This window comes from Paenibacillus rubinfantis, assembly GCF_001486505.1.
GTDB classification, from domain to species: Bacteria; Bacillota; Bacilli; order Paenibacillales; family Paenibacillaceae; genus Fontibacillus; species Fontibacillus rubinfantis.
Window position 1 is genome coordinate 69,986 of sequence record NZ_LN909048.1, and the last position, 12,978, is coordinate 82,963.

Here is a 12,978-nt window from a genome sequence, read left to right on the forward strand (position 1 = left end):
AGGGAATGGTTACTCGCGGAGTTCCTTCACGCCCGCGTTCAGGAGCGTATCGCTCAGCTTGGCGAACTCATCCAAGCTTAACGTCTCTGCCCGCCGAGAAGGCTGAATCCCGGCTTCCTCCAGCAACTGATCCAACCGCTCCCGTCCTTCTTTCGGGAAGAAGCGGCTCTTGAGATTGTTGGAAATCGTCTTCCGCCGCTGGGCAAAAGAAGCCTGCACCACCTCGAAGAAAAACGCCTCATCCTTTACGGCCACGGCCGGCGTCTTCCGGACGGTCAAGCGAATCACCGCGGACTCCACATTCGGCTGCGGAATAAATACGCTGTGCGGCACCGTACAGATCAGCTCCGGTACGCTATAGTATTGCACGGCGATGCTGAGGCTGCCGTAATCCTTGCCGCCAGGGGCCGCAGCCATACGTTCGGCGACTTCCTTCTGGATCATGACGACGATATGTTCCAACGGCAGCTTCTCCTCGAGGAGCTTCATCAGAATCGGCGTCGTTACGTAATACGGCAAGTTGGCTACCACGCTGACGCCGCTTACCCCGCCGAATTCGGCCGCAAACAAGGCCTGCAGGTCCAGCTTCAGCACGTCTCCATGAATCACGCGTACATGCGGGTATGGCTCCAGGACCTCCTCTAGGATCGGAAGCAGCCGCTGATCGATCTCAACCGCCGCGACCCTGCCCGCCTCCTGGGCCAGCTTCTCCGTCAACGCGCCGATGCCCGGTCCGATTTCCAGCGCGCCCTTAGTGTCGTCCAGCCCGGCTGCCGCAACGATTTTGCCAAGGATGTTCTGATCGATTAGAAAGTTCTGTCCCAGGCTTTTTTTGAATGAAAAACCGTGCCGCTGAATGATCTCCTTCGTCCGTCGCGGCGTCGATACGTCTTCCCTTATGTTCATACTCTCTAAACTCCTTTGCTCTCCAACTCGGCCAGCGCGGCCGCAAACTCCTCGCGGCTGATACGGAACACGGATAACCGCTTGTACAATTGCTTGCCGTTACAATATCCAATGCCCAGCAGTTCACCCAGCGCTTTACGTCGTGCTGCCGCTTGCGGATGTACGATCAGCCCCGCATGGATCAAGTCTTCCATGTCGATGGCCGCCTCTATTCCCGGCGCTTCGCTGTGTACCCGGGACAACGCCGTGCGGATCGCCTCCGGGGAGGCGTTCTCCACGCCGATGTCACCGCGCTTCGTTGCCTCGGCCTCGGGCAAGAAGGCATGCTTGCAGCCCGGCACCCGGGCCGCCACGATTTTGCGGATCCGTTCCCCGGCATGGTCCGGATCGGTAAAGATGATGACACCCCGACGCTCTTGCGCTATAGCGATCTTCTTCAGCACGGTTTCACCGATGGCCGAACCGCCGGTCTCAATCGTATCCGCCTCCACGGCGCGCTTGATGGCCACGGTGTCATCCCGGCCCTCCACCACGATGACCTCTTTGATCATGGTATAAGTTCTTCCCTTCACTCTAACTTCTCTTTATTGATGTTCAAAAAATCTGCTCCATGGCGTATTTCGTGATCGAAAGACGACTTTTTGAACTACCTCTAAGAATAACAAAAAGAAGAGGATGTTATCCTCTTCTAATCCACTGTCTTATTCATCATCCTAATACTATCTCATTCCCTCCGCATTGTAAAACGGAGAGAACGGATCCTTAATTCAATTCCGGCTTCGTCGGACCGATCACGTAAACGGTACGGCCCTTCTTGCGGCCGAAGTTCTTGGCGTCCTTCAGGCTGTCGAAATAGACGTCCATCTTATGTCCATCGATCGCCCCGCCGGTATCCTCCGCTTTACGGAAGCCGACCCCCTCGATGTATACCCACCAGCCGAGTGGAACGACGTCTTTATCAACGGCGATCGTTCTGCCTTCGGTCACACGGGTGCCGGAGGCCGTACGAGTACCAATTCCGTCTTCTTCCGAAGAATAGGCGGTTAACGTGACGTTTTTCAGTATCTTTTTATATTTAAAAGAGACGCCGCCTTTCGTTGTCAGCCCGCTGATATTCACTGCATTAGCGGTACGGTTGATGCTGGCCGACAGAACGGCGGTAGGCTTCTTCGTGCCGACAGCGACCACCTTCGGTTGGGCCTCCTTGGAGACCTCTTTGCCGAGCCAGCGCTTCGCCACGAACTTTCCGTCCTCGTAAGTTTTCTCAATGTTGTGAATGACCAGACCGGCGCTGCCTTGCTGAACGACCTTCGTCGTGCCCTTCAGCAAATTGGCGTCCGAAGTTTTAACCACGCTAAAAGGCACGGTCTCCTTCGTCTGCACCGTTTGCTTGCTTACCCGAACTACCTTAACGTTCAGGTTTGCGGTAACCTTGCTCTCCAATGTCGGAATCACCTTGTCATCTTGTTTCAAAGCGACACCGAGCTCCGACAATACGCCCTCTACGTTGCTTTTTGTCGTGAAGTGGACCTTATTTTCGCCGTCCACGGTCACACTCACCGGCACCGCGCGTACGATGACGATACGGTCGCCGTCCTTCAGCGAGCTGTCCAGCGGAAGCGATACGGAATCCTTCGCGCTGAGCTTGATCGATTGCTCCTCCAGCAGATGGGCTACGCTGGATTTGCTCGTCTCCACCGATTGGACGTTGCCGTCCACGATCAGGGACACTTCTTTATGTTCCTGGCCAAACAGCCAGATTAGGATGATGATGATTACCGCGATGGTCAGAACGCCGACGAGCGCAATCTGACGTAAATTCTCATGCTTCCATCGCATTGCGTAAGACATGCTGGATGAGCGTGATTCATGGGTCTCCTCTTTGCGGAAAATGCCCATTTCTTCCGTCCTCCTTCATAGTCCCGCCGTCTAGGTCGATGCATGATAACGATTGACGCGACTACAGTTACTTTTTACAAAACGCGCAGCGGCTTGCCTTAAATTTCAAATCAAGTCATAAAGTCAGGTTTTCAGCACCGAGAAGGTTGGATGAAGCTAGGGACTGAGTAGCGCAGCGTACTTGGGGGTACGTGAGCAACGGAAGGCCCGGCTGAATTCAAGATTCGATGCCGAATTAGCTTCTTGACCTGCTTCGTGATCAAAAGATGACTTTTTGACTACCTTAGCGCGTTTTGCATCCTGATCCAGTCTCTCTTGCCTACCGTCACCTCCTGTTTACCAACAGTATGATGACCCTATTACTTTTATTCAAAACAAAAGAAGCCTAAAGAAAGAGTTAGAGGAACTCCTTCGTGGCTTCTTGAATGTCTTGGTGTAATAGCTGCACGAGTGACCTCTCTTATACGCTTACGAGGTTAGCTGTCGGGTTCGGACGAAAGAGAGCCGCCCTTTCTCAGTTCATTCGCTCATGGCGCAATGACCTTGAATTCACCCCAAAGACCCTGGTAAAGAAATCAACTACCGACTCGAGTGGCTCACGCCAACCGCCGTCCGTATTGGTTCCCCCGTTCTCCGGCAAGGAGATTCAGCGAGACTGGTTCATGGAACCAAGCATCGTATGATTCAGGTTAGGGGGAATAGCTCCACCCAAAACGAACCAAATTCGATACTGAAAAAATTCTATCCTGTTTCGATGCAGGTTGTAAAGGACGAATCAACCACGTTTTTTTTAATAAATGGTTAAAAAAATGTAATGATCTCGTTTTTATCGGTTAAAAAGCATTAATCTTTCCGAAATCCTCTTTTTTTCGTCCGGTTTGCTCTCAAATCCTCGAGATACCAAATCGTTCCAATGCATTTCGAGTGGTTATTTCCGCGATTTCCTCAAAAGTAACCCCTTTTAGCTCGGCCGCCATTTCCGCCACCAATCGGACATGAGCGGACTCATTTCTTTTCCCACGATATGGATGTGGCGTTAAATATGGGGAATCTGTTTCGATCAGCAAACGGTCCATCGGCGTCTTCGTCAACACTTCTTTAGGCTGTTTTGCATTTTTAAACGTAATCGGTCCGCCAAACGACAAATGAAATCCCAAATCCAGACACATTTTGGCAATTTCCCAACTACCGGAGAAGGAGTGCATCACGCCGCCAACTTCATTGGCTTTCTCCTCGCGAAGAATACGCACCACGTCCTCGTGAGCATCGCGATTATGGATCGAAATGGGCATCCCTAAACTGCGGGCTAGTCCAATTTGATTGCGAAACACCTTATGCTGGACATCTTTGGGGGAAGTATCCCAATAATAATCGAGGCCGATTTCTCCAATTGCTACAACCTTCTCGTGCTTACATAATTCAGCGATCCAATCCAAATCGCCTTCTTGCATCGTAATCGCATCTTGCGGATGCCAGCCAACGGCTGCGTAAATGAAGTCATACGTCTCCGCCAACTTCATCGTTGAAGGGATCGTCTCCCGGTTAAAACCGATATTAATCATCCGCGTAACCCCTTGTTCCACGGCGCGCGCAATCACTTCCTCGCGATCCTCGTCAAATTGGGGAGCGTCCAAATGCGTATGCGTATCAAATAACATAACGAGTCGTCATCCTCCTAATTCCGTTGCTCGAAAATGCGGGCTACCACCTGGGGCAGCCGGTCCATTACAGCACACAATTTATTGTCCGGATAGTACAAATGCGTTTTTCCCCGATGTAAGCCGCTGATGGAGCGCACGATATCCGAAACCTCGGAAATTTCCCGCACTCGTTCCTGGCGGTCCAGCAGTAAAATTTGCTTCTGACGGAACCCCTCATCCGGACGGAACACATCATAAGGCAGATCCGTCGGAAAATCAATTTCCATGTCGTATTCCGGGTGGAGTCCGACCTGGGTGAAGGCCTCCCGAATCTCCTCCAGCATTTCCAGCTCCGGTGTATCCAATTCTACATATTTATACAATTTGCGATCCAAAAACCGGGAGCATAAGTCGCTGAGCAGCTCATCCTTTTCCTTCGTCCATTGCATAAATGCGGTCTGCATCAACGCCTCATCCAGCTGCAGATAATCGGCCACGCCGATGTTTCCCTGAAAAAGATCCGGAAGCGGGTGCGGCAGAAAGCCGAAAATATGTCCATTCCGGTACAATTCCTTGGCCCGCCGTAAAATTTGCCGGAGAATGATTTCCGAGCTGCGTGTCACCGGATGAAAATACACCTGCCAATACATCTGATACCGTGACATCAAATAGTCTTCCACGGCATGCATCCCTGATTCCTTAACCACAACCCGCCCTTGATAAGGACGAAGCATCCGCAGGATCCGGTCCATATCAATCGTCCCGTAGTTCACGCCGGTAAAATAGGCATCCCGCAGCAAATAATCCATTCGATCGGCATCCAGCGGACTGGAGACCAAATTCACCACGATCGGATTCTCGTAATCTTTGCGTATGACCGCGGCCACTTTATCTGGAAAATCCTCGGATACCTCGCGCATGACGGCGCCAACCTCGGTGTCGCCCAACAGGATTTTGCAGGTCCAATCCTCATGATGCATTTGAAACGCTTCTTCTATAGAATGGGAAAACGGGCCGTGCCCCAGATCATGCAGCAACGCGGCACACAACGCCACCAATTTATCCCCGCGGGGCCAATCCGCATACCCGCTTCGTTCAAACTGCGAAATAATTCGGCGCGTAATCTCATAAACACCCAGCGAATGTGAGAATCGGCTGTGCTCAGCTCCATGAAACGTCAAATAAGACGTGCCAAGCTGACGGATCCGGCGCAGGCGCTGAAACTCCGGCGTATTAATGAGGGACCAGATCACTTCGTCCTGTACATGAATATAATTATGTACGGGGTCTTTGAACACTTTTTCTTCGCGAAGCCGACGATGCATAAATCAACACTCCTTTTCCGTTAATTTCCTTAATAAAAGATGAATTCTGACTGAAGAGGTCGGGGTATGTCGAATGTTGTCGATTACTGTCAAATTAACGTTTTCCAAAATGTCGAATCGTAAAATATGATCAACTTGCTAGTGTTAGTAACGGTTTGCAGTGTTATGTATCCCGATATTTTAGAAATAATATTGAACTATACCATAAATAGGTTGACTAATCTGGCAATGGTTGGTATTATAAAAATCATAAAAGATAGAATCATGTCGAATAATGACAATTCCAATTTATAGCGAGAGGGGCAATCATCAATATGATGAAATCCACAGGTATCGTAAGAAAAGTCGACGAGTTGGGCCGTGTTGTAATTCCGATCGAATTGCGCCGCACTTTGGGGATCGGAGAAAAGGACGCGCTCGAAATTTATGTAGACGGTGAACGGATCATGCTGAAAAAATATGAGCCGGCTTGCATCTTCTGCGGGAATGCCGAGAACGTGACTTACTTCAAAGGCAAAATTGTTTGTCACGAATGCATTACCGAGCTTCCTACCCCTGTGACAAATTAAGAATTATAGTATATAATAGATTTACTGAAACTGTTAATTCTAACCTTTTTCATATCTCCTTGGCGCCTTCCTAGGCTTGAACCCGGCCTAGTGAAGGCCCCTTTTTTTCGGTACTTTGGTTATTATTGTATAATTTCGGAGAGGAATGGGGATCTAGATCAATTGATTATAGATCTCCCGTTTCGCAACCCCCCGGTCTGCTGCCGCTTTTTTCATCGCTTCCTTCCGCGTCAGCCCTTCTTTTGTTTCATAATGCTGAACATGCTCCTCTACCGTCATTTGCTGCCACCAAGCGTCACGTTTCTCCTTCACTTGATCCGGGTGTGCGCCCTCTACAACAAGGCAATATTCGCCAAGGGGCGGATGCTCCTGCAGCCAGGCCAGGCAATCCTGAATCGTCCCCCGTGCCATTTCTTCGTACCGCTTCGTCAGTTCCCTCGCCAGCACGATCCGCCGATTTCCCCAAACCTCAAGCAGCGATTCCACCGTTTTGGTCAGCCGATGCGGGGATTCGTACATCAGCATCGTACCTTCCTGATCCTCCAACGACTTCAGTAACTTCTCCCGCTCCTTGTGATCCCTTGGCAAAAATCCAAGAAACGTAAACCGCTCCGTCGGCAGTCCTGAAACGATAAGCGCCGATAAGGCGGCATTAGCTCCCGGTACCGGAACGACCGAAATGCCCGCTTCCAGCGCCAGCTTCACAAGGTCGCTCCCGGGATCGGAAATGGCCGGCAGACCGGCATCGCTGACAAGCGCTAAATTTTTTCCTTCTATTATAAAGCGTATCAGTTCCGGCCCACTGGCGGTCTTATTATGTTCATGATAGCTAAGCAATTTGCCCGGAGAGATGTCAAAATGCGTTAACAGCTTTCGGGTCTGCCGCGTATCCTCCGCCGCAATGATGTCCACCTCTTGGAGGGTCCGAACGGCCCGGTAAGTCATATCCTCCAGATTGCCGATCGGCGTACCCACCAGAAACAATGTTCCATAGCCCGCTTGGGTTGCAACCCCTGATGGGGATTCAAAGCTCTTTTGTACTTGAACGTTCATGCTCTACCCTCTTTTGGCCCGTAATAGATATTCAGGATTTCTTCGCAGTATTCCCCGTTTTCATTATAAACGATCAACGGCGGCAGCACCCGCATGTCCGGCTTCCCGTCCCGCAGTGCTTCAATCAACACCATATTCGCTTCCGCTCCCGCCCGTGGATGCACAAACCGGATGACCTTCGGCTCCATGCGATACTGACGCAGCACCGTTACGATTTCACCAAGGCGTTGCGGTTTATGAACCATCGAGATCTTGCCGCCGGGCCGTACCAGTCGCATCGCAGCTGCCGCCACATCTTCCAAGCTGCAGTGGATCTCATGCCGGGCGATCGCCTGATGGGTATTCAGCTTCATCTCCCCTGTCGTCACCGGCATGTACGGCGGATTTACCGTGATGGCATCATAAACTCCGTGGCCCGTTACCTTCACCATCTCCCGTAAGTCGCCTTCGCGGATCTGGATGCGGTGAGACAGCCCGTTCATTTCGACGCTGCGACGAGCCATATCGGCTAGCCGCGGCTGGATCTCGATCCCTTCGATCTCCGCCTCCGTCCGCGTTGAGAGGAGTAACGGAATCACCCCGTTGCCGGTACATAAATCCAGGATTTTTCCATACTTCGGCACCGGGGCAAACCGGGCTAACAATACGGCATCCATGGAGAAGCTAAACACTTCATCGCTTTGAATGATATGCAAATCATGCGTTAGCAGGTCGTCCACGCGTTCCTGCTCATAAATCGGTATTTGGTTCATGAATCTGAACTCCATCCTTTTTCAGCCCAAATTTAAAAAAAACCGCAGGGACGCCCCCACGGTTCATTATTTATTCAGAAACGACAAGCAGAACAGGCAGTCGCCTTCGGTGCGCAGATGCCCGTAATAAACATTGCAAATATGAAAGCCCTCATGGTAAAGACGCGCCAAATTGTCGTAACCTTCGCCCACGACATCCATCGCCTCTTTGCCGGCCAGAACCGGATCGTCGGTTCTTTCCGCCACAGGTAAGGGCAGCGGCCCCTCCGCGCTTTCTCGCTTTAAAATTTTGCGCAGCTGTTCATTTTCGAGGCGAAGCCGCTGGTTCTCTTCCACCAGCTTCTTGACCTCCAGCTTGAGGCTGCTTAAATCGCCGTGTACTTTTCCCATTTGCGTTTCCAGCGCCTGCATACTTGTGAAAATGTCCTTGTTCTCCAAGTTCCCACCCCAGAGTCATCTCTAGAATCTATCTTGAAAAAGATCTCCCTATTTCAGGACAACATCGTCCAGCGGAAGCTCCTTCACTTTCCCGATTTCAAACAGCTGTACGTGCACGGTACGGGAGCCGACGTTAAGTCCAACGACCTTACCGTCCCCCAGCGAAGTGACCACAACTTTGCCTACGGATGGAAGCTCTTCTTTGGTGCTTTCGTAGTTATCATGCTCAAACTTCAAGCAGCACATCAAACGACCGCATAATCCGGAGATTTTCGTGGGGTTCAGAGACAAGCTCTGATCCTTGGCCATCTTGATGGATACCGGCTCAAAATCGCCCAACCAGGACGAACAGCAGAGCACACGTCCACAAGGACCAATTCCCCCAAGCATCTTAGCTTCGTCGCGCACACCGATCTGTCTCAGTTCAATCCGGGTCCGGAAGATACTGGCCAAATCCTTAACCAACTCGCGAAAATCCACGCGTCCTTCCGCCGTGAAGTAAAAAATGATTTTATTGCGGTCAAAGGTAAATTCGACGTCGACCAGCTTCATTTTTAAATCGTGATCTTTGATTTTATTTAAACATGTGGCAAAAGCATTCTTTGCCGCAAACTTGTTCTCTTCGACAACACGGGCGTCGGCTTCGTCGGCGATCCGAATGACCTTCTTCAGCGGAAGGACGACATCGGATTCCCCAACCTTCTTCTTGCCGACCACCACTTTTCCATATTCGATCCCGCGCGCGGTTTCAACAATCACGCTCTGGTCCTTCTCCACGGGGAGCTCCAGCGGATCGAAATAATAGATTTTGCCCGCTTTCTTAAAGCGGACGCCCACTACAGTATACAAAAACTAACCCCCTCGTATAGCTCTAAAAAACTGGTGAACCGCTTTACATCAAAGCGCGCGTTCCAAAGAAACTACTATAACCCTGCTCTTTCAGGGGAGAAAGTTTCATGCGAAAGTACAATTGGTCTGTCTTGTCTGTGCTGCACGTCCTATCGCTATCCATCCACGGCGATCAAAAACTGCTCCACGCAGAGGCTGGCATTCATATGCTGCCGCAACTTCTTCTTGCTCTCCACGGCTAGCGCCATGGCGTCAATCCACTGTTCGGCACTGCGGCTGGCGGCATGCTGATTAATAAACTGAAGCTCATCTATGAAAACGATTTGATCATGTTTATGATAGAGCGCATGGATCATATCTTTGAACCACAAATGGAAAAGGCTGAACAACATGTCCAAATGATCGGTCAAGCCGGATTTGAACAATGTTTGCTGCGCCGTAATTAAAGGAGAACCGCCACGGCCTGCGATTTCCTTCCCTAATTGTAACACTACGTTTCTAATTTCTGCAAACCAATTCTGTTGGATTAAATCACGGCATGGACCCAGTCCTGCCGCGAGGTGAACGGCACTGCGAGCCAAGATTGACGGAAATCCCTCATTCGCCAATATTTGGAGCATCGTCTCCGGATTCACCGGCGAAAAAGGAACCCACTGCGCCCGCGACTGAATCGTCGGGAGCAAGGCTCGTCCATTATCGGACAGCAGGATCGCTATGGCTGGAGACGGCGGCTCTTCTAGAAATTTCAGCAAGCTGTTTGCCGCTTGCACCGTCATTTTTTCCGACTCGTCGATAATGTAAGCCTTGGGATTTCCACTCTCTGAGCGATAAGAGAAAATCCGCTGAAGATCGCGGATTTGTTCGATTTTAATCGTCGCCCCGTCGGGCTTGATCGTAAACAAATCAGGGTGATTGCCGTGAAGCACCTTCCGGCACTCCAGACATTCCCCACAAGCGTCGTCTCCGCCCCGAGTGCAGAACAACGCCTGGACGAAGGCCATGGCCATTTCCATCTGCCCGCTTCCAGGCGGTCCGCTAAATAGATAGGCATGGGAGATTTCCCGGCGTCTCAGACTGCTTTGCAGCAGCTGTTTGGCCGTATCCTGCCCAATGATCTCTTGAAATGACATTGCGTTTGACCTCGTCCTTTCAATGCTAGAAACACAAATTAATCAGCATGCCGCGGATTTCACCGATTTTTTGCAGCAGATCGATTTTGCCCTGCTCCGACTCCAGCAGTTCGTCTGCCATCGCCAGCAACGCAGCATCCACTTCATCCAGGAGCTTGTAGCGTTTGCCGCGGCCGCGGCGGTCCCATCCTTTGGATTCTTTGATGGTGACGCCCCGCCGAACCGTATCCTCCAGAAATCGCTTGACCATCATCCGGTACGCCTTCAGCTCCCGAACGGTCATGGACCGGGCAAGCCGGTCCCCTTGCATTTGAATTTCTTTAAATTTCCGGTTCAGCTCTTCTTGGGTCGCCTGCTGACCATGCTGCTGCATCACATCGGAGAAGCTTTTGGATTGCACCGGCTTGGCAGGGCTGTCAGTCACCCCCAAGCCGCTTTTGAGCGGCCGGTATCCCGGATCAATTTTCAAAGCGTTCACCGCCTATGGTTGATTAGATAGAATAAATCAGGATTAAAAAGTCGGCTTTTCAGCATCGAGAAGGTTGGATGAAACTAGGGATTGAGTAGCACAGCGTAGGCGAACCTACGTGAGCAACGGAAAGCCCGGCCTACGTTCAAGATTCGATGTCGAGTTCGCTTCATTGATTCCCTTCGTGATGGGAAGATAATTTTTTTGATTTCATCTATTAGAAGTGTTCGAAACGGTCTACTGGGAGTACAAACACCGTCGCCCCACCCACCTGCACTTCCACGGGCAACGGCAGATACGAATCGGTTGTACCGCTCATCGGCGTAACCGGGGTAACGAGTTGCTCCCGCACTTTACAACTGGTACGGATGACGTTCAAAACGGCATCCACCTGATGGTCGTCTACACCGATCATAAATGTCGTGTTCCCCGCCCGAAGAAACCCTCCGGTACTCGCCAGCTTGGTCGCCCGGTAGTTTTCCTTCACGAGCGCGCTGGATAGCCGGTTGCTGTCTTTATCTTGGATAATCGCAACAATCAGTTTCATATGCAGTACCTCCTTGTTTTATAAAAAATGTACCATACTAACCTATTTGACGGCTAGGCCAAGAAATCCTTTATTGCCGCGGAAAGATACCCTCGAATCTCGCCCGCGACCTCCTCTTTACTGCGTGAAGCATCAATCGTTTTGATCCGCTCCGGATACATCTCGGAGAGAATTCGATATCCTTCCCGCACCTTCTGATGAAATTGCAGACTTTCCATGTCTAGACGGTTCACTTCACGCCCCGCGCCAGCGGCGATCCGAGCCAACCCGGCTTCCGGCTCAATATCGAGGTAAAAGGTGAGATCCGGAAACCGACCTTTGGTGGCAAAAAGGTTAATCTCCAACACTTCATCGATCCCCAGCCCGCGAGCATACCCCTGATAGGCCAGGCTGCTGTCCAGAAACCGATCGCAGAGAACGGTGATCCCACGCTCCAGGGAGGGCTCCACCTTCTCCGCCAAATGCTGCCGCCGGGACGCCGCGTACAACAAGGCCTCCGTCCGCGCATCCATCGCCGTGTGCTGCGGATTCAGAATAATCTCGCGGATCTTCTCGGCAATTTCGATGCCGCCGGGTTCCCGCGTTGAAATAAACGCCACGCCTTGTTCCTCTAACGCCTGTTCCAATTCGCGCATCACGGTTGTTTTGCCGGAGCCATCCCCCCCTTCGAGCGTAATAAATAATCCTTTGGCTTGATGGTTCATCTGGTTCGTTCCCTGCTTTCTTCTCAAAAAATCATGTACAAGTATATGCTTAGCTTTTCCTTTTCTTGACTTGGATCGTTCGCAGCTGCGAATCGGCTGGTCCCTGGCATTTGGCTCCGGAATCCCGCAGCATCAACAACCGCTGCTTAAGTGTCTCCGTGATGGTCTCTCCAGGGTAAATCAGTGGAATGCCGGGAGGATACGGGATGATCATTTCCGCCGCTTGCCGGCCGAGGCTTTCCTCGATGGAAATCGCCTCGATCTCTGCCGAATGCAGAGGCGTAAGACTAAACGGTACCGGCTCGGACACCTCCGACAAACGGTCCCCATCATCGACAATGTTCCACGTGGAAAATGGATCGATCGGCACCGTATTGACGCTGAAGCCCATCAAATCCCCTGATTCTTCATCAGCTTCGGCAATCCGCTTTAATGCTTGCAGCAGCCGTTCGGCGTCCTCCATCGTTGTCCCCGGACCCAGTGCCAATACGACATAGCGGTCATCACTCATCTCCGGTACGATACCTTCGGCTTCGAGCCGTTCTTGCAGTTCATACCCGGAATGGGCTGCGTATGCATCAAAAAGAACAAGTTTCAAAGGATCTTGGATAGTATATGCAGCAGCCTCTCCGCTGGCGCCCGGCGGTGCAACGACGCCGAAGCGCGGCAGCTTGGCCAGGCCGCGCCGCACATGCGC

General features: G+C 51.4%; 15 protein-coding genes and 1 riboswitch. Of the genes, 1 reads left to right on the plus strand and 14 read right to left on the minus strand.

Going from position 1 to position 12,978, the window contains the following annotated elements:
- Positions 1 to 9: 9 nt before the first annotated feature.
- The 5 genes from rsmA to BN3277_RS00735 all read right to left on the minus strand — a co-directional run bounded on the left by rsmA (position 10) and on the right by BN3277_RS00735 (position 5,770).
- Positions 10 to 906 (minus strand): 16S rRNA (adenine(1518)-N(6)/adenine(1519)-N(6))-dimethyltransferase RsmA, encoded by an 897-nt coding sequence (gene rsmA / locus BN3277_RS00715; protein ID WP_059040408.1) that lies wholly within the window; start codon positions 904 to 906, stop codon positions 10 to 12.
- A 5-nt stretch (positions 907 to 911) separates the two neighbouring features.
- Complete coding sequence (gene rnmV, locus BN3277_RS00720) at positions 912 to 1,457, minus strand: ribonuclease M5 (protein ID WP_059040409.1); 546 nt, start codon at positions 1,455 to 1,457, stop codon at positions 912 to 914.
- Between the two features lie 211 nt (positions 1,458 to 1,668).
- Positions 1,669 to 2,805: a 3D domain-containing protein gene (locus BN3277_RS00725; protein WP_059040410.1), complete on the minus strand. Its 1,137-nt coding sequence runs from the start codon at positions 2,803 to 2,805 to the stop codon at positions 1,669 to 1,671.
- Between the two features lie 450 nt (positions 2,806 to 3,255).
- A riboswitch (cyclic di-AMP (ydaO/yuaA leader) is annotated at positions 3,256 to 3,467 on the minus strand.
- 222 nt (positions 3,468 to 3,689) lie between these two features.
- A complete protein-coding gene (locus BN3277_RS00730) occupies positions 3,690 to 4,463 on the minus strand; it encodes a TatD family hydrolase (RefSeq protein ID WP_059040411.1) in 774 nt (257 codons plus the stop codon).
- A 17-nt stretch (positions 4,464 to 4,480) separates the two neighbouring features.
- On the minus strand, positions 4,481 to 5,770 hold the full coding sequence (locus BN3277_RS00735; protein ID WP_059040412.1) for an HD domain-containing protein: 1,290 nt from the start codon (positions 5,768 to 5,770) through the stop codon (positions 4,481 to 4,483).
- Positions 5,771 to 6,084: 314 nt separating this feature from the next.
- Between BN3277_RS00735 and BN3277_RS00740 the strand changes: the two genes are divergently transcribed.
- Positions 6,085 to 6,339, plus strand: coding sequence for an AbrB/MazE/SpoVT family DNA-binding domain-containing protein (locus tag BN3277_RS00740; protein WP_009226360.1), 255 nt, complete (start codon positions 6,085 to 6,087; stop codon positions 6,337 to 6,339).
- A gap of 153 nt (positions 6,340 to 6,492) precedes the next feature.
- On the opposite strand, the gene rsmI is transcribed toward BN3277_RS00740, so the two are convergent.
- The 9 genes from rsmI to BN3277_RS26200 form a co-directional block, all read right to left on the minus strand.
- Positions 6,493 to 7,392 carry a 16S rRNA (cytidine(1402)-2'-O)-methyltransferase gene (rsmI, locus tag BN3277_RS00745; RefSeq protein WP_059040413.1) on the minus strand — a complete coding sequence of 300 codons (900 nt, stop codon included), beginning with the start codon at positions 7,390 to 7,392 and terminating at the stop codon, positions 6,493 to 6,495.
- Positions 7,389 to 8,144, minus strand: coding sequence for a tRNA1(Val) (adenine(37)-N6)-methyltransferase (locus tag BN3277_RS00750; protein ID WP_059040414.1), 756 nt, complete (start codon positions 8,142 to 8,144; stop codon positions 7,389 to 7,391). The genes rsmI and BN3277_RS00750 overlap by 4 nt, the downstream gene beginning before the upstream one ends.
- Before the next feature lie 66 nt (positions 8,145 to 8,210).
- Complete coding sequence (gene yabA / locus BN3277_RS00755) at positions 8,211 to 8,582, minus strand: DNA replication initiation control protein YabA (RefSeq protein ID WP_059040415.1); 372 nt, start codon at positions 8,580 to 8,582, stop codon at positions 8,211 to 8,213.
- Between the two features lie 48 nt (positions 8,583 to 8,630).
- Complete coding sequence (locus tag BN3277_RS00760; RefSeq protein ID WP_059040416.1) at positions 8,631 to 9,431, minus strand: PSP1 domain-containing protein; 801 nt, start codon at positions 9,429 to 9,431, stop codon at positions 8,631 to 8,633.
- 155 nt (positions 9,432 to 9,586) lie between these two features.
- The gene (gene holB, locus BN3277_RS00765; RefSeq protein ID WP_059040417.1) at positions 9,587 to 10,561 is read right to left on the minus strand and encodes a DNA polymerase III subunit delta'; all 975 of its coding nucleotides are present in this window, start codon (positions 10,559 to 10,561) and stop codon (positions 9,587 to 9,589) included.
- A gap of 25 nt (positions 10,562 to 10,586) precedes the next feature.
- A complete protein-coding gene (locus tag BN3277_RS00770) occupies positions 10,587 to 11,030 on the minus strand; it encodes a YaaR family protein (protein ID WP_059040418.1) in 444 nt (147 codons plus the stop codon).
- 217 nt (positions 11,031 to 11,247) lie between these two features.
- The gene (locus BN3277_RS00775) at positions 11,248 to 11,577 is read right to left on the minus strand and encodes a cyclic-di-AMP receptor (RefSeq protein WP_059040419.1); all 330 of its coding nucleotides are present in this window, start codon (positions 11,575 to 11,577) and stop codon (positions 11,248 to 11,250) included.
- Between the two features lie 53 nt (positions 11,578 to 11,630).
- Positions 11,631 to 12,281 carry a dTMP kinase gene (gene tmk / locus BN3277_RS00780; protein WP_059040420.1) on the minus strand — a complete coding sequence of 217 codons (651 nt, stop codon included), beginning with the start codon at positions 12,279 to 12,281 and terminating at the stop codon, positions 11,631 to 11,633.
- A 49-nt stretch (positions 12,282 to 12,330) separates the two neighbouring features.
- The coding region (locus tag BN3277_RS26200) for an Orn/Lys/Arg family decarboxylase (RefSeq protein WP_449289966.1) at positions 12,331 to 12,978 on the minus strand (648 nt) is incomplete at its 5' end.